This is a genomic window from Pseudomonas kuykendallii, assembly GCF_900106975.1.
GTDB classification, from domain to species: domain Bacteria; phylum Pseudomonadota; class Gammaproteobacteria; order Pseudomonadales; family Pseudomonadaceae; genus Pseudomonas_O; species Pseudomonas_O kuykendallii.
Genome location: NZ_FNNU01000003.1, coordinates 171,290 through 193,932 on the forward strand (window position 1 = coordinate 171,290; position 22,643 = coordinate 193,932).

Here is a 22,643-nt window from a genome sequence, read left to right on the forward strand (position 1 = left end):
ACCATGAAACTCAGCGGCAATACGATATTCATCACCGGCGGCACCTCGGGCATCGGTCGCGGCCTGGCCGAGGCCTTTCATCAACGCGGCAACAAGGTGATCATCACCGGCCGCCGTCAGGCCCTGCTCGACGAGATCGCCCGCACCAACCCCGGCATCGACACCGTGGTGCTGGATATCAACGACGCGCAGCAGATCAAGGACGTGGCGCAGCAGGTGATCGCACGCCACCCGGATCTCAACGTGGTGATCAACAACGCCGGCATCATGCCGTTCGACGATGCCACCTCGGGCGACCTCGACGATGAACAGGCGGTCGGCCTGGTGACCACCAATCTGCTCGGCCCGGTGCGCGTCAGCGCGGCCTTCGTCGAGCACCTCAAGCGCCAGCCGGACGCCACGATCATCAACAACAGCTCGGTACTGGCGTTCATCCCGATTGCGGTCACCGCGCTGTACTCGGCGACCAAGGCGGCCATCCATTCCTACAGCCTGTCGCAGCGCTTCATGCTGCGCGACACTAGCGTCAAGGTGCTGGAGATCGCGCCGCCGTGGGTCGACACCGACCTGATCCACAAGAGCGGCGATCCGCGCGCCATGCCGCTGGACGCCTTCATCGCCGAGACCCTGGCCAAGCTGGAGACGGCGACCACCGAGGTGATCGTCGACGGCATCACGGCACTGCGCGCCAACGTCGGGCCGAACGAGCACGCGCTGGTGAACCAGTTCAACCAGTCGATCATCGACAACCCCATCCCCGTTGCCTGAGCCCGGCGCCCGACCTCACAAGGGGCTGCACGAAAAGTAACCGAGCGAAGGTCAGGCGAGGCAAAAATCGATGAGGACCCGGAGTTTACGAGCTGTAAATGAGCAGTACTCGCTTCGCTCGCCCTACGGGCCGCGCTGAAGCGCGTGAGCCGCAAGCGGCTAGCCGAGTCGATTTTTAACGAAGCATCACCGAGCGCAGGTACTTTTCGTACAGATCCCAAGAGGTCGGGTGTTTGCGTGCACCTCTGGAGAACCTCATGCACAGCCCCATCGCCGCAGCGGATCGCCTTGCCCTGCGCCTGCTCAGCCTGGCCTATTTCGTCCAGGCGGTCGGCGCCCTGTCGGTGGTCGGCAGCCTGCAGGCGATCTCCGTCGCCTGGGCCTTGAGCAGCGCGCAGAGCGCCTTGCTGATCACTGTTTTCGGCGTCACCTTCGCGCTTGCCGCGCCGCTATTGCAGATGACCCTGGGCCATCTGCGCCGGCGCTCGCAGGTGCTGCTGGGTTTGTCGATTTTCAGCGCGGCGGCGTTGCTGTTCGCCGCCGCGCCGGATTACCGGACGCTGCTGGCGTCGCGGGTGCTGATGGGGCTGGGGGCGGGATTCATTGGCCCGGTGCTTGGCGCCCTGGGCTCCAATCTGGTGGCGCGGGAGCACCAGGGCAGCGCCATCGCCATCGTGCTGCTCGGGCTGAGCGTCGCGGGGCTGGCCGGCATGCCGATCAGTGCCTGGATCGCCCAGAAACTCGGGGCACGCAGCCTGTTTCTCGGCATCGGCGTCAGTGGTCTGCTGATCGCGGCGCTGATCTTCGTGTGGGTGCCGGATCGCGTGGCGGGCCAGCGCATCGTAGCGGCCGACGTGCTCGCACTGCTGAGCGGCGCTACCTCGTTGAGTGCCTTTCTGGTGGTGTTCTTCGTCACCACGGGCGTGTTCACCACCTACGCCTTCCTGGCGCCGATCATCGGCAACGACTTCCACCGCAGCGCCGGCGACATCACCCGTGCGCTGACCGTGCTGGGCGTGGCCGGCGTGCTGGGCAACCTGCTGGTCACCCGCCTGGCGCTGCGCCTCAGTGCCGAGCGTTTGCTGCTGCTCGGTATCATCCTGCTTGCCCTGGATCTGCTGGGCCTGGCGATGATGCCGAGGCTGTTCGGCGGGCTGTTGCTGGCCCTGGCGATCTGGGCGTTGGCCACCGATATCGTCTGGCCGTCGCAGCAGCGGCGCATCGTCGAGCTGATGCCCGAACAACGCGGCATCGCCCTGGCCCTGACCGCGTCGTTCATGTTCGCCGGTATCGGCACCGGCTCGGCGGTCGCTGGATGGCTCTATCCCATCCTGGGCTACACCGGTCTGTTGCTGGCTTCGCTGCTGTTTCTGCTGCTGGCCTTCGTCAGCCTGCGTTTCTCCGAGTGGCTCGCCCGGGCGCAGGGAACCTTGCCCGGGCTGACCTGATCAGCGGCCTGTCGCGGTCTTCTGGTGGAATTTACGCGATTCCAATAACCGCTAAAACGATCACCGGTCAGTCGCTAAAAAGGCCACAGTCGAGGTAGCTATTGGCCGGTTCCTGTCCTCCATCACAGGCAACTTCCGGCCAAAAAGAGACATTTGCGAAGGTTCAACTTTAAGGTTTGCAGACATCAAGAAACTGCGGACGATTTGCTGCTTCAAATCTCACATGAACAAGCGGTAAGGATAACTTCGGCCTGGCAAGTTCATCACGTTAGAAATCGTACGAGCCAGTCGCTGCGAATACATGATGGTTACTGGAAGTGGGTCATATAGCGCATCGTTGTTCCAGTCCATCTTTGCCAGCGCAGTTGCTTCTACAGCAAGGAGATCAAAAGGGCCTCGCCCCATGTGTCTACGGAGGAAGATGGGTTTCGGAATGCTCTTTCCTCCTTGAAAGTAATCTCTTCCTCCCACGACAGATGGAGCGTTACCTGCAATCCAAAGCAGAGCCGAGTTTCCAGATGTCATTACTAGGGTGCCACGAGGAACAGGGAAACGCGCAGGCTCGATGACTTTTGGCGTGTTGCGGCTCTCAATCATCCATACTCCCCTCCATGCCGAGCTAGATCCGATTTCCAGGCACTCGACCTCAGGTATTGTGGACGTTGCTTCCTGGATGCCCTTAAGTTCGTCTTCTGTGAAAGCCGTTGTTTTGTGTACTACGAGACGGCGAGGAACTCGGCCCCCATGCCCTTCAAGATACAGACGCAAACTACGTGTCAGCACCGCACGCATGTCTGCCTTTGAAAGGTACGGGTTACGCCTAGCCTCTGCATCGTCGGAAATTGCATCGTTCGCCTCAAACGCAACGAACTGCATCCCGCCGCCTTCCATGTCAAAAACCTGTGAACAGCACGTAACGTAATGAGCGGATGAGCGTCTTATCGCGTACGCTAAACCGATATATGCGGTGTCTGTCGGAGCACCCGGAATAGGAGACAATTTCCATGGGGTTCCGCCGGCTTTTGCATATAAAGCGACTGCGAGCCTCCAAGCCCGAGCCCCCCAGTTATTAAAAGTTAGAGACTTGTCGTTCACTACCTGGGTGGGGATACCCAATTGCGCTGCTAGGGCCTTCAGTTCGTCATGCGCGTCAAATTCTTTCGTACGCAGATGCGGTAACCAGCGGTCAGGGAAGTAAACCAACGCCACATCAAACTGATCTCTAGCGGCATGCAGTCGGGTAAGCGCTTGATAGAATGCTGCGCGAATTCGGTCTGGAAACTCACCCGAGCCTGCAAAGTCCGTTAGCTCTTCCGGCCACTTCACGTGCACTTGCTGATCAGCCCCCAAAAGACCAACTCCAAACAACCTATCGAAACCGGGGTACTCCTGGGCATAGCTACTTCTGTCGGTGTTGCGTTGGGGTATACATAAGCTATCTCTCAGGTCTCTTACTCGGACAGCACCAGATCTCGGACCGACATAAGCGATACGGAGGTCGGTGACATAATGCTGGAACGATGCTTGATCAAACGCTCCAAACCGAGAAAGTCCAATCAATGGGTGTCTGTGGATGGCAGTAGTGTTCTCAGCGGCAAAAGATAGAGATGGTTCATCCAACAAAGTGAACGCAGGCAATTGGATAGGTGCAGGCATTGTGCTCATGCTCACTTTCCCCGGACCTGGAAGGAGTCGTGATCATGGCTTGGTCGACTTCTAGCGGTTCGCGGCCCCAGCTCGAATTCCGCGCCAATTCCACGCCCATCTTCTAGTCGGTAGGCCCTTCTTTTGACTCCTTTGAAATATGTTAGCAATTCGACCCATGCATCAAAGATGGCTGACCATTTATGATTGTACTTTTGGACCCACCTTTCTCGCCGCCAATCCTCGGCATTCCTGTGTTCGATAGCGGCTAGTGCAGAGTCCCCATCTCGTTCTGTTTTAGTGAAATCAATAAATGTTGCTGGTTCGAATACCACCCACCAGTGAGAATCGGCCTCCTCAAGCCGGATCCAGACACCTTCTGCATACCTAGCTGTAGTGCCAGGCACCAACCCTGTGAGATCAGTTCCATATGCTGATCTCAATTTTGCTAGTTGTTGACGTCTTTCTTCTGCCAAGTCAGCAGAAAGACCTGGGTATAGCCACGAAACAGACAAGCTATGTCCTCGTGCCTGCAGTCGCGCGCTCAGCGGAAGCTCGCTACACAGGGCGCGCATGAGAGCATCGTAAATGACGCCTTTCGCCCATGGATCTTTAGATATATTTAGAGAAACTTCGCCCGAAAGCTTTGCGCCCAAAGATGACAGCGCCCTGATTAGAGCTTCATCATCACCAAAAGCGGCAAGTACTCCAGGTTTTCCTGCGAAACCAACAACGCCTTTGGCCCTATTCTCCTTTAGTAAGGCGCGGATCTCAGTCACTGAAACTGTCGGATCGAGCGTGATTTTCCTTGCTGAAGATGGCATTGCCACTAGTGGCAGCGCTGATAAGCGTAAAATAGGTGCAGAGAGAGCAGGGTAACGCTCCAGAGCTACGCTAGCGAGGGCTACTGGTTGTTCCGAGTTGAATACGTGGTGAACCAGTGGCTGTGCTAGCTCAGTAACATCGGCGATATTACCGAGTAGCTCATCGAATGTAGTGGCACAGACCAAGTGCACGTCAACTCCAGCACTATCAGCCTCGCTAAGAAACTCGGTTACCGCCGGTAGTAATTTTGCTGGTTCTTGGCATAACCAATAGATGCCCTTGGGATAACGGAGTGGATCTGCGAGCACTGCTCTTAGCGCCTGCATTACAGAGTCGTCACGCCCGCTGTATCCGACCACAATCAATCCGAACCGATGCAGGGACTGTGTAAGAACTAAGCGTAATCTCTCATCCTGTTCTAAAAGCTCGGAGTCAGTGTTCTTCAGCTCAGTCGATTGGTAATCACCATGAAGTTTGACAATCAAAGGCCATTCATTCTCACGTAGACAAGTTTCAGCCCGGGCGCTGTTATCGATTGCTGCAAGAGTCACGGATGCTCGACTACCTGACGGTAGCAATTGAGCAGCTATGGTTGCCGAATCCTCGATCAAGGGGTCAAAGTTGGTAGTGAAAACACAGCAGGTCTGGCTGGAACACAACAATGAGCCAAGTACCTTGTGACCAAGAGATGGACTTCCCTTGGAGACTTGCCTTTTTATATAAAGACGTCGGTCCTCTTGGGTGGGATAAAGAGCCTCAAATGCTCTGCTGTATTCGGGCGGAGACCATTTAGGAGGGAGTATGCCTTTTCGCTCGTGATGCAGGTCTATGCGCTCCTGCCATAACGGATCGGAAGAGTCGATCTCGCGAGAGCTTATGCCTGTTTCAGAAGCATAGAGTTGCGCCCGAAACTCTTGAATCATTTGGTACCCAGTCGGTATCCCTGCCGTCGCAGATGCGCCGGCTCCGAGCAGCCATGCGTAGCTGGAGGGATTGAGAGCGAATCTGGTTGCAAAAGCCCGTCCGCTGATTTCCTTCATACAGCACTCCCTGAACAATCCAAGCCCTTGCCTATATGCTACATGGCCACCATGTTGACTAGGTACAGTTAAAGTGGCCAAAGGCCATGCTAAGGTGAATTCTTCGCTGCTTCACAGAGTTTCAGGTGGTTCGAAAAAAGGGGGAGATTTTTTATTCGTCCGCTTCTGGCCGGTAGCTGCCCATCGTCGAGGCTGCTATTGGCCGAAGGCCGTCACCCGCCACCCGCCACCCGCCACTACCCAATAGCCCTCCCACCCTGCCCCCTTAATGCGAAGCCACGTAAACCGCCTCCTCCGCCGCCAGCGGGTAGGAGAAGGTGGCGCGCAGGCGTTCGACTTCCTGTTGCGGGGGCAGGCCGAAGAGGCGTTTGAATTCGCGGCCGAAGTGCGAGGGGCTTTCGTAGCCGACCTGGTAGCTGGCCTGCGCCGCCGATACGCCCTTCTGCAGCATCAGCAGGCGCGCGCGGTGCAGGCGAGTGGATTTCAGGTACTGGATCGGCGTGGTGGCGGTGACCGATTTGAAGTGCAGGTGGAAGGTCGCCGCGCTCATCGAGGCCTCGGTGGCCAGGCGCTGGATGTCCAGTGGCTCGGGATAGCGCTGGTGGATGGTCTGCAGGGCGGCGGAAATCCTGCCGAAGTGTTCGCGGTTGTCGATTGCCGCCCGCAGCGCGGCGCCCTGGGCGCCGGTGAGGACGCGGTAGTAGATCTCGCGCAACTGCGCTGGCCCCAGTACCCGCGTATCCCTCGCCGAGCCCAGGGTCTTCAGCAAACACAGCAGTGCCTCGGCCAGCGGCTGGTCGAGTGGCGAGGACATCATGCTGGCGGGCGCTTCCGCACTCGCTGGCGGCGCAGCCTCGCCCAGTTGCAGCAACAGCTCGGCGGCCACCGCCATGTCCAGTTGCAGGTATATCGCCAGCAGCGGTTCTTCCTCGCTCGCGGCCGTCTCCATGTCGAACGGCACCGGTACGGAAACCGCCAGGTAGTGCTGGGCGTCGTAGCGGTATTCGCGACCACCGAGAAAGCCGCGCTTGCTGCCCTGGCAAACGATGACGACGCCCGGCTCGTAGAGCACCGGCGTGCGCGTGAGCGGACGGTTGCAGCGCAGGAATCGCACACCCGGCAATGCCGTGAGGTTGTAGCCCTCGTCCGGGGCGAGCGCCCGCATGAGGGCCACCATGTCGGTTCGGATGCCTGTAAGAGCGGACATTTCGCGGTACTCGTGGAGAAAAGGAAGCCGTTGTCAGTCTGGTGCGCGGCCAATCACCAGTCCAGCGTTCCGTAGGAATAGGCTATCGAGGCAGAGTAACCGACCTACGCCCGGCGGCACTCGGCGAATAGGATTTCCTCCACGGGTCGCCGGCCGCGCGACCGACAGCGAGGAATCCCCCATGCACGACAGCGACAGCAAACTCTTCTTCATCAGTGGCGTCAGTTCCGGTTTCGGCCGCGCCTTCGCCGAGGCCGCGCTGGCGGCGGGCCATCGGGTGGTGGGCAGCCTGCGCTCGGCCGCCGACCTCCAGGCATTCGAGCAGGACCCGTCCGGGCGCGCCTTCGGCGTGTTGCTGGACGTCACCGACGATGCCGCCATCGACGCAGCGATCGCCGGCGTCGAACGCGACCACGGGCCCATCGACGTACTGGTGAACAACGCCGGCTACGGCCACGAGGGCATTCTCGAGGAATCGCCGCTGGCCGAACTGCGTCATCAGTTCGACGTCAACCTGTTCGGCGCGGTGGCGCTGATCAAGGCTGTGCTGCCCGGCATGCGCCAGCGCCGCAGCGGGCGGATCATCAACATCACCTCGATGGGCGGCTTCATCACCCTGCCCGGCATCGCCTACTACTGCGGCAGCAAGTTCGCCCTGGAGGGCATTTCCGAGACGCTGGCCAGCGAGGTCAGGGACTTCGGCATATTCGTCACCGCCGTGGCTCCCGGCTCGTTCCGCACCGACTGGGCCGGGCGCTCGCTGCGCCGCAGCGAACGCAGCATCGCTGACTACGACGCCCTGTTCGAGCCGATCCGCGCGGCCCGCGAGAGCAAGAGCGGCAGGCAGAACGGCGATCCGCGCAAGGCCGCCCAGGTGCTGCTGCAACTGGTCGCCATGGAGTCGCCGCCCACGCACCTGCTGCTGGGCTCGGATGCGCTGCAACTGGTGCAGGCCAAGCTGGCCGCCCTGCAGGACGAGATCGCCCGCTACGCCGAGCTGAGCCGCTCGACCGACTTCTGAGCGCCTAGGCGCTCAGCTCCTGCACCAGGAAATCGAGGAAGGCGCGGGTCTTCAGCGGCACGCGCCGCGCGGTCGGGTAGACCGCGTTGATCGAGATCGGCGGCGCCTGCCAGTCGCAAATCACCGCCACCAGCCGGCCCTCGGCCAGGGCCTTCTCGACGATGAAGGTGGGCAGCAGCGCGATGCCCATGCCGGCTTCGGCGGCCTGCGCCAGCAGGTCGCCGTTGTTGGCGTGCAGCGGCCCGGTGACGTGGACCTTCTGGGTCTCCCGGCCGTTGCTCAGCTGCAGGCTGACGCCGCTCTGCAGGTAGCCGTAGTTCAGGCACTGGTGCGCGGCCAGGTCGCGCGGCACCTGCGGCGTGCCCTGGCGCTGCAGGTAACCGGGCGATGCCACCAGCACCCGCGGCGCCGGCGCCAGGTGGCGCGCCACCATCGAGGAATCCGCCAGGCTGGCGATGCGGATGGTCACGTCGAAACCACCCTTGACCGGATCGACCTGCTGGTCGCTGAACACCAGTTGCAACTCGACCTTGGGATGCAGCTCGTGGAATTTCGGGATCAGCGGGCCGAGGCGGCACAGGCCGAAGGACATCGGCGCGTTGACCCGCAGCACCCCGTGGATTTCCGCCAGCCCGCTGCGCGCCCGCTGTTCGGCCTCGTCCAGCGAGGCGAGCACCTCGCGGCAGGCCTCGTAGTACTCGCTGCCGGCTTCGGTGAGGTGAAGGCTGCGGGTGGTGCGCAGCAGCAGTTGCACGCCCAGCGAATCCTCCAGCCCCTGGATCTGCTTGCTGACCTTCGAGCGCGGCACGTCCAGTACCCGCGCGGCGGCGGCGAAGCCATTGGCATTCACCGTCGCAACGAAGGTGCGCATGCAGTCGATGCGATCCATCAGTGTCCCCAATTTGGAATCAATGAGTCCCAATTCTAGGTAATTGTTCCTTTTTCTGGCCAGCTTTAAAGTTTCTCCCATGCCGCCCCACAGGCCGACACGCCAGGCAGCGGCCGCCTTGCTACCCACTACTCAAAAGGAAAAACCTCATGTCCAACCGCGAACTGCTGAACCCGACCAACTCCGCCCTGATCCTCATCGACCACCAGCCGCAGATGGCCTTTGGCGTGCAGTCGATCGATCGCCAGACGCTGAAGAACAATGCCGTCGGACTGGCCAAGGCCGCCAAGCTGTTCAACGTGCCGACCATCCTCACCTCGGTGGAAACCGAAAGCTTCAGCGGCTACATCTGGCCGGAACTGCTCAGCGTGTTCCCCGGCCAGCAGCCGATCGAGCGCACCTCGATGAACTCCTGGGAAGACAAGAAGCTGGTGGAGGCGGTGAAGGCCACCGGGCGCAAGAAGCTGATCATCGCCGCGCTCTGGACCGAGGTCTGCCTGACCTTCCCGGCGCTGGAAGCTCTCGCCGAAGGCTATGAGGTGTACATCGTCACCGACGCCTCGGGTGGCACCACCAAGGAAGCCCACGACATGTCCGTGCTGCGCATGATCCAGGCGGGCGCGGTGCCGGTGACCTGGCAGCAGGTGCTGCTCGAATACCAGCGCGACTGGGCCCACAAGGAAACCTACGACGCCGTGATGAAGCTGGTGCTGGAGCACTCCGGTGCTTACGGGATGGGCGTCGACTACGCCTACACCATGGTGCACAAGGCGCCGCAACGCACCCTCTCCTGACCTTTGCCCGTGCCGCCGGCAACGCTTCCGGCGGCACCACTCCCCACTCCATAAATGAGATCGAAGCCATGAACCGCGTGCAAAAAGTACTGAGCGTCACCCTCCTCGCCCTGTCGGTCGGCAATGCCTTCGGCGCCGACAACGTCGTAGCCGAACATCAGACCCAGGCCTTCCTGGATGCGCTGGCGGCCGGTGGCGGCAAGCCGCTGGAACAACTCAGCCCGAAAGACGCCCGTGCGGTGCTGACCGGCGCCCAGGCCTCGGTGAAGGTCGACCTGTCCGGCACCGAAGTCAGCGAAAGAACCATCCGCGCCGACGGCCAGGACATCCGCCTGACCATCGTCCGCCCGGCCAAGGTCAAGGGCGAGCTGCCGGTGTTCATGTACTTCCACGGCGGCGGCTGGGTGCTCGGCGACTATCCGACCCATGCCCGCCTGATCCGCGATCTGGTGGTCGGTTCCGGCGCCGTGGCGGTCTACGTCGACTACACGCCGTCGCCCGAGGCGCACTACCCGACGGCCATCAACCAGGCCTACGCCGCGACCCGCTGGGTGGCCGAGCACGACAAGGACATCGGCGTCGACGGCACTCGCCTGGCGGTGGCCGGCAACAGCGTCGGCGGCAACATGGCGGCGGTGGTCAGCCTGATGGCGAAGGAGCAGAACGCGCCCAAGCTGCGCTTCCAGCTGCTGCTGTGGCCGGTGACCGATGCGCGCTTCGACACCGGCTCGTACCAGCAATACGCCGAGGGGCATTTCCTCACCACCGGGATGATGAAATGGTTCTGGGACAGCTACACCACCGACGCCAGGCAACGCGCCGAAATCCATGCCTCGCCGCTGCGCGCCAGCACCGAGCAACTGCGCGGCCTGCCGCCGGCGCTGGTACAGACCGCCGGGCTCGACGTACTGCGTGACGAGGGCGAGGCCTACGCCCGCAAGCTGGACGCCGCCGGCGTCGAAGTCACCGCCGTGCGCTACAACGGCATGATCCACGACTACGGCCTGCTCAATCCGCTGGCCGGCATCCCGGAAGTGAAGGCGGCCCTGCGCCAGGCGGCCAACGAGCTGAAAACCCACCTGAACTGACAGGCGAAAAAAAGACCCCGCAGGAGCGACAGGCTCCTGCGGGGTCTTTTTTTTGGGCGTGCTATTCCGGTGTCACCCGACCCAGCTCACCGCGCTCTTGGGTATCACCTCGGACTCGTCGAGCGTGGAGGCGAACATGCTCACCGCCTCGACCGCATCGCTGGTACCGGCGCGGATCTGCAAGATCACAGAGTTGGCCTGGTCGGCCAGGACAACGCCGCGCTGCGCCCCTTCCTGGGTGGCGCTCATGCTGGCGACCGCTTCGCGGGTTTCCGAAAGAATCTTGCCGATCATCTCGGCGATCTCCGCCGTCGAGCGGCTGGTGCGCCCCGCCAGTTGCCGCACTTCGTCGGCAACCACCGCGAAGCCACGGCCCTGGTCGCCCGCCCGCGCGGCCTCGATGGCGGCGTTGAGCGCGAGCAGGTTGGTCTGGTCGGCGATCCCGCGGATGGTGTTGACGATTGCGGTGATCTGCTCGGAACGATCACCCAACTGCCCGACCAGGCTCGCCGAGGAGCCGATGCTCTCGGCGATCAGGCGCATTTCACGTGCGGTTTCCTGGATCACCTGGGCGCCCTGCTCGGCGACTTTCTCGGTTTCGGCGGAGATGTGATAGGCGCGCGACGCACCGCGCGAATCCGCCTCGAACTTCTCTACTCGCTCGGTGATGTCGCTGGCGAACTTGACCACCTTGCACAGCTTGCCTTCGGCGTCGTAGACCGGGTTGTAGGTCGCTTCGAGCCAGACCACACGGCCGTGCTTGCCGATCCGCTTGAACTGCCCGCTGAAGAATTCGCCGGCGTTGAGGCGACGCCAGAAATCGCTGTACTCGCTGCTGTTGACCAGCGTCGGCTCGCAGAACAGGCGGTGGCTCTTGCCCTTGAGCTCCGCCATCGAGTAGCCCATGACGTTGAGGAAGTTGTCGTTGGCGACCAGAATGTTGCCGCTCAGGTCGAACTCGATGACGGCCATCGCCCGGTCCAGCGCCGCCAGCTTGCCGCGGGTCTCCGCTTCCTGGCCCACCTTCTCGGTCACGTCGAGGGCGTACTTGACCACCGAGAGCACGCGACCCTGGTCGTCCAGCACCGGGTTGTAGCTGGCCTCCAGCCAGACGTTCTGGCCGCGCCCGTTGACGCGCTGGAAGGTTCCGGAGACGAACCTGCCGGCGCGCAGTTGCGCCCAGAACTCGGCGTACTCGGGGCTGCGGACCAGCGCCGGCGCGCAGAAATCGCGGTGCGATTTGCCGGCCAGCTCGTCGGCGCGATAGCCCATCGTGCTGAGGAAGTTTTCGTTCGCCCGCAGCACCTTGCCGTTCAGGTCGAATTCGACCACGGCCATGGAGCGTTCCAGCGCGGCGATCAGTCCCTTGTAGCCCGCAACTTCGGCCGTCCTAGCCGCCAGTTCATTTTTAGCTGCCTTGTTGAACATGACGTTTCCTCGGCGAAACGAGAGGTGTTGATACATCGTATCGGCCGATGAACAGCGGCCTTGATGCCCCGGAAGATGGATATTTCAGCGTGCCCACTGGAGTAGAGCACAGCGCCGTCAGGACGCACCTCGCCCGTGCGAACGCAGCGTGCACTACGGGGCGGAAGTGTGACCCAAGGTTTCTGAAAGGATCGTCAAGACGCGCCGGGATCAGGCCCTTCCGGCGCCTTCGAGGAAGAACTGCGCGGCCAGCGCCGCCAGGCCGGAACGCGCCACCCGACCTCGGCGTTCCGCGTCCACCAGGCCGGAGAGGACCGAGGCGAACAGCTCGGCCAAGGCCGGCGCGGCGATGTCGATGCGGAACGCGCCCTCTTTCTGCCCGCGCAGGAAGAACGCGTCCAGCGCATCCGAGTAAGGCAGCCAGCGGCTGCCACCGGCATCGAGGTCGAGGGAGTCGGGGCGCCACTGGAAGACCAGGAAGGCCAGCAGCTCGCGATGCGTCAGGTGCCCCTCGATCAGCTCGCGGAGCGCCTCGCGCGGCGGCGCGCTCTCCAGGTTGGCATCGGCGATGATCTGGTTCATCACCACCGAGCTGTGGTTCAACAGCATTTCGATCAGGTTGTCGCGCGTGCCGCAGAAGCGGTTCAGCGTCGCCTTGCTGACGCCGGCAGCCACGGCGATGTCCTTGAAGGTTCCCCGCGGCAGGTCGACGAGCGCAACGGCCAGCGCCTTGAGGAGCTTTTCGTCAGCAGTGGGTAGGTCCATTCGGTGCTCTTGGTCTGGGGGCGCGTGCAACATAGTGTGCCGAAAAAGCCAATGATTCGGAAGAAAACTCAAATGGATCAATCTGGAAGCTTATGAGTCAATGTTGACTCACCATTCTTCGCGACCGATCATGCACGTCCTGACGGATCGATGGGCGCTGCCCGGGTGTGGAGATGACCAGTTTGCGCATTGGGCAGATGTTGAAAACGACGGCATTGTTGACGGCGATCGCCCTCGCCGGCTGTGGCAAGGCGGAGCAGAACACCCGGACGACCGCCGCGCCACGCGAGGTGGAAGCGCTGCGCGTGGAAATCGAATCCTTCACCCGTGAAGCCGAGTTGCCTGGCCGCATCGAGCCGGTACGGGTCGCCGAGGTGCGTGCGCGGGTGGCGGGCATCGTGCTCAAGCGCGCGTTCGAGGAAGGCGCCGACGTGAAGGCCGGCGACCTGCTGTTCCAGATCGATCCGGCGCCGTTCAAGGCTGCGCTGTCACGCGCGCAGGGCGAACTGGCCCGCGCCGAGGCGACGCTGTTCGAGGCGCAGGCGATGCTCAAGCGCTACGAGCAACTGGTGAAAGTGGACGCCATCAGCCAGCAGGACTTCGATGCCGCCCGTGCCGGCGTGCAGGGCGGAATGGCGGCCAAACGCAGCGCCCAGGCCGATGTGGAAACCGCCGCGCTGAACCTGGGCTACGCCACCGTGAGGGCGCCCATCAGCGGGCGTATTGGCCGGGCGCAGGTCACAGAAGGCGCGCTGGTCGGCCAGGGCGACGCGACCATGATGGCGCGCATCCAGCAACTGGACCCGATCTACGCCGACTTTACCCAGCCGGTGGCCGACGCGCTGCGCCTGCGCGCCGCCCTGGCCGGCGGCGCGCAGGCCGGCGCACGCGAGAACACCCTGTCCCTGCGCGTGGAAGGCACCGACCACGAAAGCCGCGGCACGCTGATGTTCACCGACATTTCGGTGGACCCGGGTACCGGCCAGGTGGCGTTGCGCGGCCGCTTCGCCAACCCCGAGGGCGTGCTGCTGCCGGGCATGTACGTGCGCGTTCGCGCGCCGCAGGGCACCGATGCCGCCGCCATCCTGGTGCCCCAGCGAGCCATCCAGCGCGGCGCGGACGGCCAGGCGCGGGTGCTGCTGATCGGCCAGGACGGCAAGGCCGAGGCGCGCGCGGTGCGCACCGGCGTCATGCAGGGCGGCCGCTGGCAGATCACCGAAGGTCTGGCGGCGGGCGATCAGGTGATCGTCGGCGCCATGAACGGCCTCAATCCCGGCGACCCGGTGACCGCCAAACCTGCCGACAAGCAACCCGACGCCGACAAGGCCAGCGCCCAGTAAGGCCGCCCGCACGGCGCCCGAGGAAACCCCATGTCCCTGTTCTTCATCAGCCGCCCCAACTTCGCCTGGGTCGTCGCCCTGTTCATCTCGCTGGCCGGGCTGCTGGCCATTCCGCTGCTGCCGGTGGCGCAATACCCCAACGTGGCACCGCCGCAGATCACGGTTACCGCGACCTACCCCGGCGCGTCGGCCAAGGTGCTGGTCGACTCGGTCACCAGCGTGCTCGAGGAAGAACTCAACGGCGCCAAGAACCTGCTGTACTTCGAATCCACCAGCAACTCCAACGGGACGGCGGAAATCGTCATCACCTTCACCCCCGGCACCTCGCCGGAGCTGGCCCAGGTCGATGTGCAGAACCGCCTGAAGACCGCCGAGGCGCGGATGCCCCAGGCGGTGCTCGACCTCGGCATCCAGGTCGAGCAGACCAGCGCCGGCTTCCTGCTGATCTACGCGCTGAACTACGCCAACGGCGACGGCGACCAGGACACCACCGCGCTGGCCGACTATGCGGCGCGCAACATCAACAACGAGATCCGCCGCGTCGCCGGGGTCGGCAAGCTGCAGTTCTTCGCCTCCGAGGCGGCAATGCGGGTGTGGATCGCACCGCAGAAACTGGTGGGCTACGGCCTCTCCATCGATGACGTGAGCAACGCCATCCGTGCGCAGAACGTGCAGGTGCCGGCCGGCGCGTTCGGCAGCACGCCGGGCACGGCGGAGCAGGAGGTGACCGCGACCCTGGCGGTCAAGGGCACGCTGGACAATCCGGAGGAGTTCGGTCGCATCCTGTTGCGCGCCAACCAGGACGGCTCGCGGGTGACCCTCGCCGACGTCGCGCGCCTGGAAGTGGGCAGCCAGGACTACAACTTCAGCACCCGCCTGAACGGCAAGCCGGCGGTCGGCGCGGCGATCCAGCTGTCGCCGGGCGCCAACGCGATTCAGACCGCGGAAGCGATCAAGCGACGCCTCGCCGAGCTGTCGGTCAACTTCCCGGAGAACATCGAGTACTCGGTGCCCTACGACACCTCGCGCTTCGTCGACGTGGCCATCGACAAGGTCATCGCGACACTGGTCGAGGCCATGCTGCTGGTGTTCCTGGTGATGTTCCTGTTCCTGCAGAACGCCCGCTACACCCTGATCCCGTCGATCGTGGTGCCGGTCTGCCTGCTGGGCACGCTGACGGTCATGTACCTGCTCGGTTTCTCGGTGAACATGATGACCATGTTCGGCATGGTGCTGGCCATCGGCATCCTGGTGGACGACGCCATCGTCGTGGTGGAGAACGTCGAGCGGATCATGGCCGAGGAAGGCCTCGCCCCCGCCGCAGCCACCGCCAAGGCGATGGGCCAGGTTTCCGGCGCGATCATCGGCATCACCCTGGTGCTCTCGGCGGTGTTCCTGCCGCTGGCGTTCATGGCCGGTTCGGTGGGGGTGATCTACCAGCAGTTCTCCCTCTCGCTGGCGGTGTCGATCCTGTTCTCCGGCTTCCTCGCGCTGACCTTCACTCCGGCGCTGTGCGCCACCCTGCTCAAGCCGATCCCGCAGGGTCACCACGAGAAGCGCGGCTTCTTCGGCGCCTTCAATCGGCTGTTCGCCCGCCTGACCACGCGCTACACCGCGCTCAACACCCGCTTGGTCCGGCGCACCGGGCGCTTCATGCTGCTCTACCTGGGCATCGTGGCGCTGCTGGGTTTCGTCTACCTGCGCCTGCCGGAATCCTTCGTGCCGTCCGAGGACCTGGGCTACATGATCATCGACGTGCAACTGCCGCCCGGCGCCACCCGCGCGCGCACCTCGGCGGCCGGGCAAGAACTCGAGCAGTACCTGGGTTCACGCGAGGCCGTCGCCTCCACCTTCCTGGTCATGGGTTTCAGCTTCTCCGGCATGGGCGAGAACGCCGCCCTCGCCTTCCCCACGCTCAAGGACTGGTCGGAGCGCGGCAAAGGGCAGTCCGCCGACGACGAGACCGCCCTGGTGAACCAGCGCTTCGGCAACCCCCGCGACGGCGCGATCATGGCCGTGTCGCCGCCGCCCATCGACGGACTGGGCAACTCCGGCGGCTTCTCCCTGCGCCTGCAGGACCGCGCCAGCCTGGGCCGCGACGCGCTGCTGGCGGCGCGCGACGAGCTGCTCGGCAAGGCCTACGGCAATCCGAAAATCCTCTACGCGATGATGGAAGGCCTGGCCGAGGCGCCGCAGTTGCGGCTGCTCATCGACCGCGACAAGGCCCGCGCCCAGGGCGTGCGCTTCGAAACGATCAGCAGCGCGCTGTCCACGGCCTTCGGCTCGGCGGTGATCAACGACTTCGCCAACGCCGGACGACAGCAACGGGTCGTGGTGCAGGCCGAACAGGCCGAGCGGATGACCCCGGAAAGCGTGCTGGAACTGCGCGTACCCAACGACACCGGTGAGCTGGTGCCGCTCGGCGCCTTCGTCTCCACCCAGTGGGAAGAAGGCCCGGTGCAGATCGCCCGCTATAACGGCTATCCATCGATCCGCATCTCCGGCGACGCCGTTCCCGGCGTCAGCACCGGCGAGGCGATGGTCGAGCTGGAGCGCCTGGCCAGTGAACTGCCGGCCGGTATCGGCTACGAATGGACCGGCCTGTCGTACCAGGAGCGGGTCGCCAGCGGCCAGGCCCTGCAGCTGTTCGCGCTGGCCTTCGTGGTGGTGTTCCTGCTGCTGGTGGCGCTCTACGAGAGCTGGGCGATTCCGCTGGCGGTGATGCTCATCGTGCCGGTGGGCGCCCTCGGCGCCGTGCTGGCGGTCACCGCGGTGGGCATGCCCAACGACGTCTACTTCAAGGTCGGGCTGATCACCATCATCGGTCTGTCGGCGAAGAACGCGATCCTCATCGTCGAGTTCGCCAAGGACCTCCGCGCCCAGGGCCGCTCGCTGCGCGAGGCGGCCATCGAAGCGGCGCGGCTGCGCTTCCGGCCGATCATCATGACGTCGCTGGCGTTCATCCTCGGCGTGTTGCCGCTGGTGGTGGCCAACGGCGCCGGAGCCGCCAGCCAGCGCGCCCTCGGCACCGGGGTGGTCGGCGGCATGCTCAGCGCCACCCTGCTCGGGGTGATCTTCGTGCCGATCTTCTTCGTCGCCGTGCTCTCGCTGCGTGAGCGCCGCAACAAGGGATCGGGCAAGACCCCGCCGCCCACCGAGGCGTGACCAACGCATCACCCCTGCCCGCGTCGGCGTGCAGGGGCCAGGCACCCGCATGCCGCGCGAACCCGATCCGGTTCAATAGTCGCACGAAGGAACTATCGGCCCCGTGGCGATATCTAGCCTTCAAGGGTTACGGACTGGTAACTCGGTACTCCACACATGCTGAAACACTTCGTTTTATAGTGCTTCGCGATATTAAATTGCGATTAGAAACAGTTTGGTGAAAGAGTAAATAGCTGCCCGTCAACCGCGCAAAATTCATCACGGACTCTATAACTAGTTTCAGGGAGCCTTCCAACCAAACTATCCGGGAACCAGCCATGAACCCAACCTTCACGCGGTTTAAAACGCTCAGAAAAGTCCTTCCGCTGGCCATGCTGCTGTTCGGCGCGACCGCCGTGGCACAGGAGAAGCTTCCCCTCGTCTCGATCAACGTGGCCGGGGCCGAGTTCTCTTCCGGCGCCATTCCCGGCAAGCTGGGGACGAACTTCTTCTTCCCGGACAAGACCTATTTCGCCAAGTGGAAGGAGCGCGGCATCACGCTCGTGCGCTTCCCGCTGAAGTGGGAGCGCATACAGCCGACACTCGGCGGCGCGCTGGACCCAACTTACGTGAAGTACATCGATGACATGTTGGTACAGGCCAACACCTATGGTGTCAAAGTAATATTAGATGTACACAACTACGCGCGTTACAACAACGAAGTCATAGGCTCCGCCAAAGTTACCTATTCGCACTTCCGCAAACTCAACGAGTTAATTGCCAACCGCTATAAGAACAATCCCGCCGTTTATGGCTACGACATCATGAACGAGCCCTATGGCGCGGCCGATCAATACTGGCCCCAGGCGGCCCAGGCGGGGATCAATGGCATCCGCGTCTACGACAAGAAGAAGCCGATCTTCGTCGAGGGGCGTTCCTACTCCGGCGCCTACACCTGGCCCTGGTACAACGACCCGCTGGCCGCGCTCGTCGATCCCAAGGCCGACAACATCATCTACTCCGCGCATGCCTACATCGATGACAACGGCAGCGGCCAGTACAAGACGGCGCCCGCCACCGTGGACCCGATGATCGGGGTCAAGCGCATCGAGCCCTTCGTCAACTGGCTGAAGAAGAACGGCAAGAAGGGCCACATCGGCGAGTTCGGCGTGCCCAACGATCCGCGCTACCTGCAGGCGATGGACAACACCCTCGCCTACCTGCAGAAGAACTGCATCACCATGACCTACTGGGCCGCCGGGCCATCGTGGGGCACCTACAAGCTGTCCATCGAACCGACCAAGGCCGGCATCGACCAGGCGCAGTGGGCGGTGCTGAAGAAATATGTCGGCGGCGGCAACTGCACCAAGCCCGGGCCTAACTGATCGCCACCCGCAGCACGTCCGCGCCTACCGCGCGGCGTGCTGCCATCTCGCGGTAGACCGCTGCTGCGCGGCGCCCTCCAGTCAGCGGGAATGGCGTGACCCGGACGGATGGATGGGGCAAAGGCGCGCCAATCTGTACCATGGGCCGCCGTTTTCCCTGCCCGGTGATTGCGATGTCCACCCGCACGACCTCCCTGCCCCCGGCCGCCACGGCGGCGGGCCAATCCAGCCCGCTGGTGATGCGCGTGATCTGCGCCTGCGCGCTGGCGCACCTGATCAACGACCTGATCCAGGCGGTGCTGCCGTCGATCTACCCGATGCTCAAGGCCAACTACGGCTTGACCTTCACTCAGGTCGGCCTGATCACGCTGACCTTCCAGCTCACCGCCTCGCTGCTGCAACCCTGGGTCGGCTACCACACGGACCGCCATCCCAAGCCCTGGCTGCTGCCGGCCGGCTCGCTGTGCACGCTGGTCGGCATCCTCATGCTGGCCTTCGTCGGCAGTTTCCCGGCGATCCTGCTGGCGTCGGGACTGGTCGGCATCGGCTCCTCCACCTTCCATCCGGAGACTTCGCGGATTGCGCGTCTGGCCTCGGGCGGGCGCTTCGGCCTGGCGCAATCCACCTTCCAGGTGGGTGGCAACGCCGGCAGCGCGTTCGGCCCGCTGCTGGCCGCGGCCATCGTGATTCCCTTCGGCCAGGGTCATGTCGCCTGGTTCGGCCTGTTCGCCGCCTTCGCCATCCTGGTGCTCTACGGGCTGAGCCGCTGGTATCGCAACCACCTCGCGCTGTTCAAGCTCAAGGCCGGCGGCAGGGCCACCCACGGGCTGTCCAAGGGGCGGGTCACATTCGCGCTGGTGGTGCTGGCGCTGCTGGTGTTCTCCAAGTACTTCTACATGGCGAGCTTCACCAGCTACTTCACCTTCTACCTGATCGAGAAGTTCGACCTGTCGATCGCCAGCTCGCAGCTGCACCTGTTCCTGTTCCTCGGCGCGGTCGCCGCCGGCACCTTCTTCGGCGGCCCGATCGGCGACCGCATCGGCCGCAAGACGGTGATCTGGTTCTCGATCCTCGGCGTCGCCCCGTTCACCCTGGCGCTGCCCTACGTCGACCTGTTCTGGACCGGCGTGCTGAGCATGATCATCGGCTTCATCCTCGCTTCGGCCTTCTCCGCCATCGTGGTCTTCGCCCAGGAACTGGTGCCGGGCAACGTCGGCATGATCGCCGGGGTGTTCTTCGGCCTGATGTTCGGTTTCGGTGGCATCGGTGCCGCGCTGCTCGGGCACCTGGCCGACATCCACGGCATCGAGTACGTCTACAAACTCTGCTCGTTCCTGCCGCTGTTCGGCATCCTCACCGTTCTGCTGCCGTCCACCAGGGGCGTCTGAAGCCCTCGCCCGCGCAGCCATAAAAAAGCCCCGCATGGGCGGGGCTTTCGTTGCATCGAGGCTCAGGCGGCGCGGCGTGCGCTGGCGAGCTCCTTCTTCATGCTTTGCTTCATCTGCTCCATCTCCTGGCCCAGCTCGTTCAGGCGGTCTTCGCCCAACAGTTTCCTGGCCTGGGGGAACATCTCTTCTTCCTCTTCCTCGATGTGGTGCTCGAGCAGTTCCTGGCAGACTTTGACGCGGGCGGCGAACTCCACGGTGGCCGGATCGGTGTTCAGCAGGTCGGGCAGCACCAGGCTGTCCACCGTGCGGTGCTCTTCCTTGGCTTCGTGGTACATCTTTTCTTCTTCCTTGCCGCCGGCCTCACGGTAGGCCGGGTAAAGGATCTGTTCTTCGATGGCCGTGTGGATGGCCAATTCCATTTCCAGCTTGCCGAGCAGCTCGGTACGTTTCTTCACCGCGCGCTGGGTCGATTCCGAGAGTTGCGTGAGCAGGTCCTTGACCGTCACATGATCGTTCTTGAGCAGTTCAATGGCGTTCATTGCGTATCTCCTCTAGGCGCAAGACTCAGGGGTCTTATCTTGTCCAACCGTCGAAACAGCCGGCTGGTGAGAAGAACATTGCGAGGGCCATGCCAATCCCGACGAGCGAAATAAATTTATGATAATCAATAAGATGGAGAACAACCGCGGCACGCCTGACCGGTGATATTGCATGGTCGGTCTGATTTCCCTGTGCAATTTGCATCGCCCGGAAAGCGCCGTTCTCCAGCGGCGCGGCAGTGCCGATCAGTCGTCCGCCTTGTCCTGCTCGCTCAGATTGACCGCCGTCCTGGCGGCATCCACGTCGGAATAGCGGTACTCCACGCTGCCATCGTCCGCCGTCACCTCGAAGACCACGTCGACATCATCCTTCCGGAGTCGGTCCGGGATCTCCTCACCTTCGAGTCGCTTCAGTTTCACACTCATGGCATCTCTCCTGGGTTGGTTCCCGTGTGACCGCGGGCCCCCGGCAGAGTCCGGGCGAGACGACGAAGCGCACTCCGCTACGCCTTGACCACCGCCGTGGGGATCAACCCCGTCTCGCGGTAGCTGAGGATCAGCTCGTCGAACAGACCGATATCGCCCCGCGTGCGGGCGACCAGTTGCGCGCCGGCGACCGCGGTGTAAATGGCGCGCGCGCGTCGCTCGCGGAGCTCCGCGCCCTCCACGCCGGCGTCCGCCAGCACCCGGGCCAGCCAGGCCACGTTGGCGTCGGCGAACGCCCTCACCTCGCGCTGGACGTCCTCGGGCAGGTCTTCGTGTTCCGCGGCCATGAAGCTGGACAGACAGAGCCGGTTGCCATCCTCCAGCGAGCCGCGAAAGATCGACGGGTAACGCGCGAGGCATTCGACGGGATCGGGGTTCGACGCTCGAATTCCTTCCAGAACGGCGGCGGTGTCCTGCCAGTAGCGCGCGGCGACGGCGGCGCCGAGTTCGGCCTTGCTGGCGAAGTGGTAGTAGATGCTGGCGTTCTTGATCCCCACCGCCTCGCCGATGCTTCGAAAATTGATGCCGCTGTACCCGTGCATCTGCGCCGCGGTTTTCGCCGCCGCCAGGATGGCTTCCCGCGCGTTGTCGCCCAAGGTGTGCTCCTCGACTCGTCCAATCGACACCACGAAGTTTACGCCCGAGCCAGTTACCTGCCAACTGGAAGGTAGGGATTGACAGCAACAACGGGCGCGCCGAATATTTACCTACCAACTGACAGGTAGACGAGTAAGGCCATGAGTAACGAAGCACAGCGAATCGACCTTCCGGCCCTTCCGCAAATGAAAATCCACGACTGGTTCAATGGTCCCTACCCGGCCCGCGTGCGCATCGCCCTGGCCGAGAAGGGCCTGCTCTCGCGCGTCGAGTTCGTCCCGGTCAACCTCTGGAAAGGCGAGCACAAGACCGCCGAGTTCCTCGCCATCAACTACTCCGGGACCTTGCCGGTGCTGGAGTTGGCCGATGGCACCTACCTCGCGGAATGCACGGCCATCACCCAGTACCTCGACGCGCTGGATGGCCATCCGCTGCTCACGGGTGACACACCGCTGCAGAAAGGGCTCATCCACATGATGACCAAACGCGCCGAAATCGAATTTCTCGATGCGGTCAGCGTTTACTTCCACCACGCCACGCCGGGGCTCGGGCCGCAGGTCGAGCTCTACCAGAATCCGGAATGGGGCGGGCGCATGCGCGACAAGGCGATCCGGGGCATGCACTACTTCGACGGCGTCCTGCGGGAGCGCCCGTTCGTGGCGGGCGACGCCTTCTCCATGGCCGACATCGCGGTGCTCGGCGGGATGATCTTCGCCGCGCTGGTCAAGCTTCCGGTACCCGACGAATGCACCGCGCTGCGGGAATGGCACGAGCGGATGCAGGAAAGACCCAGCGTGCGCGAATGGCGGGCGATGGTGGAGCGCGGCGCTCCCCGCTAGGCCCGGGG

Annotated in this window: 19 protein-coding genes; 10 read left to right on the forward strand and 9 right to left on the reverse strand. The window is 63.4% G+C overall.

What is annotated here, in order from left to right; genetic code table 11:
* Window positions 1–3: 3 nt before the first annotated feature.
* The gene (locus tag BLV15_RS10850; protein ID WP_090227842.1) at window positions 4–768 is read left to right on the forward strand and encodes an SDR family oxidoreductase; all 765 of its coding nucleotides are present in this window, start codon (window positions 4–6) and stop codon (window positions 766–768) included.
* 257 nt (window positions 769–1,025) lie between these two features.
* Window positions 1,026–2,216, forward strand: a complete 1,191-nt coding sequence (locus BLV15_RS10855; protein WP_090227843.1) for an MFS transporter — start codon at window positions 1,026–1,028, stop codon at window positions 2,214–2,216.
* A gap of 219 nt (window positions 2,217–2,435) precedes the next feature.
* Here BLV15_RS10855 and BLV15_RS10860 read toward each other — a convergent pair whose 3' ends face one another.
* The 3 genes from BLV15_RS10860 to BLV15_RS10870 form a co-directional block, all read right to left on the reverse strand.
* Complete coding sequence (locus BLV15_RS10860) at window positions 2,436–3,881, reverse strand: argonaute/piwi family protein (protein ID WP_217632884.1); 1,446 nt, start codon at window positions 3,879–3,881, stop codon at window positions 2,436–2,438.
* Between the two features lie 2 nt (window positions 3,882–3,883).
* A complete protein-coding gene (locus BLV15_RS10865) occupies window positions 3,884–5,725 on the reverse strand; it encodes an SIR2 family protein (protein WP_090227846.1) in 1,842 nt (613 codons plus the stop codon).
* A gap of 265 nt (window positions 5,726–5,990) precedes the next feature.
* A complete protein-coding gene (locus BLV15_RS10870; protein WP_245728171.1) occupies window positions 5,991–6,932 on the reverse strand; it encodes an AraC family transcriptional regulator in 942 nt (313 codons plus the stop codon).
* A 181-nt stretch (window positions 6,933–7,113) separates the two neighbouring features.
* Here BLV15_RS10870 and BLV15_RS10875 point away from each other — a divergent pair, with 181 nt between their 5' ends.
* Window positions 7,114–7,953 carry an oxidoreductase gene (locus tag BLV15_RS10875; RefSeq protein WP_090227850.1) on the forward strand — a complete coding sequence of 280 codons (840 nt, stop codon included), beginning with the start codon at window positions 7,114–7,116 and terminating at the stop codon, window positions 7,951–7,953.
* A 4-nt stretch (window positions 7,954–7,957) separates the two neighbouring features.
* On the opposite strand, the gene BLV15_RS10880 is transcribed toward BLV15_RS10875, so the two are convergent.
* Window positions 7,958–8,842, reverse strand: a complete 885-nt coding sequence (locus BLV15_RS10880; protein ID WP_090227853.1) for a LysR family transcriptional regulator — start codon at window positions 8,840–8,842, stop codon at window positions 7,958–7,960.
* A 149-nt stretch (window positions 8,843–8,991) separates the two neighbouring features.
* On the opposite strand from BLV15_RS10880, the gene BLV15_RS10885 reads away from it, so the two are divergent.
* Both BLV15_RS10885 and BLV15_RS10890 read left to right on the forward strand, forming a co-directional pair.
* Entirely contained in the window at window positions 8,992–9,636 is a 645-nt protein-coding gene (locus BLV15_RS10885; RefSeq protein ID WP_090227856.1) for a hydrolase, read from the forward strand.
* Window positions 9,637–9,704: 68 nt separating this feature from the next.
* Window positions 9,705–10,724 (forward strand): alpha/beta hydrolase, encoded by a 1,020-nt coding sequence (locus BLV15_RS10890; protein ID WP_090227859.1) that lies wholly within the window; start codon window positions 9,705–9,707, stop codon window positions 10,722–10,724.
* Window positions 10,725–10,796: 72 nt separating this feature from the next.
* On the opposite strand, the gene BLV15_RS10895 is transcribed toward BLV15_RS10890, so the two are convergent.
* Together BLV15_RS10895 and BLV15_RS10900 are read right to left on the reverse strand one after the other, a co-directional pair.
* Entirely contained in the window at window positions 10,797–12,152 is a 1,356-nt protein-coding gene (locus tag BLV15_RS10895) for a methyl-accepting chemotaxis protein (RefSeq protein WP_090227861.1), read from the reverse strand.
* Between the two features lie 210 nt (window positions 12,153–12,362).
* Entirely contained in the window at window positions 12,363–12,917 is a 555-nt protein-coding gene (locus tag BLV15_RS10900) for a TetR/AcrR family transcriptional regulator (protein ID WP_090227864.1), read from the reverse strand.
* Between the two features lie 173 nt (window positions 12,918–13,090).
* On the opposite strand from BLV15_RS10900, the gene BLV15_RS10905 reads away from it, so the two are divergent.
* The 4 genes from BLV15_RS10905 to BLV15_RS10920 all read left to right on the forward strand — a co-directional run bounded on the left by BLV15_RS10905 (window position 13,091) and on the right by BLV15_RS10920 (window position 20,174).
* The gene (locus BLV15_RS10905; protein WP_090227866.1) at window positions 13,091–14,257 is read left to right on the forward strand and encodes an efflux RND transporter periplasmic adaptor subunit; all 1,167 of its coding nucleotides are present in this window, start codon (window positions 13,091–13,093) and stop codon (window positions 14,255–14,257) included.
* A 30-nt stretch (window positions 14,258–14,287) separates the two neighbouring features.
* A complete protein-coding gene (locus tag BLV15_RS10910) occupies window positions 14,288–17,422 on the forward strand; it encodes an efflux RND transporter permease subunit (RefSeq protein WP_090227869.1) in 3,135 nt (1,044 codons plus the stop codon).
* A 317-nt stretch (window positions 17,423–17,739) separates the two neighbouring features.
* The gene (locus BLV15_RS10915; RefSeq protein WP_090227872.1) at window positions 17,740–18,786 is read left to right on the forward strand and encodes a glycoside hydrolase family 5 protein; all 1,047 of its coding nucleotides are present in this window, start codon (window positions 17,740–17,742) and stop codon (window positions 18,784–18,786) included.
* 173 nt (window positions 18,787–18,959) lie between these two features.
* Window positions 18,960–20,174, forward strand: coding sequence for an MFS transporter (locus BLV15_RS10920; RefSeq protein WP_090227874.1), 1,215 nt, complete (start codon window positions 18,960–18,962; stop codon window positions 20,172–20,174).
* 62 nt (window positions 20,175–20,236) lie between these two features.
* Here the strand turns inward: BLV15_RS10920 and BLV15_RS10925 are convergent, their stop codons facing one another.
* From BLV15_RS10925 to BLV15_RS10935, 3 genes are all read right to left on the reverse strand, one after another.
* Window positions 20,237–20,713, reverse strand: coding sequence for a PA2171 family ribosome-binding persister protein (locus tag BLV15_RS10925; RefSeq protein ID WP_090227877.1), 477 nt, complete (start codon window positions 20,711–20,713; stop codon window positions 20,237–20,239).
* A 246-nt stretch (window positions 20,714–20,959) separates the two neighbouring features.
* On the reverse strand, window positions 20,960–21,139 hold the full coding sequence (locus tag BLV15_RS10930; protein WP_090227879.1) for a hypothetical protein: 180 nt from the start codon (window positions 21,137–21,139) through the stop codon (window positions 20,960–20,962).
* A 77-nt stretch (window positions 21,140–21,216) separates the two neighbouring features.
* Window positions 21,217–21,795: a TetR/AcrR family transcriptional regulator gene (locus BLV15_RS10935; protein ID WP_090227882.1), complete on the reverse strand. Its 579-nt coding sequence runs from the start codon at window positions 21,793–21,795 to the stop codon at window positions 21,217–21,219.
* Between the two features lie 141 nt (window positions 21,796–21,936).
* On the opposite strand from BLV15_RS10935, the gene BLV15_RS10940 reads away from it, so the two are divergent.
* Window positions 21,937–22,635: a glutathione S-transferase gene (locus tag BLV15_RS10940; protein ID WP_090227884.1), complete on the forward strand. Its 699-nt coding sequence runs from the start codon at window positions 21,937–21,939 to the stop codon at window positions 22,633–22,635.
* The last annotated feature ends 8 nt before the right edge of the window (window positions 22,636–22,643 follow it).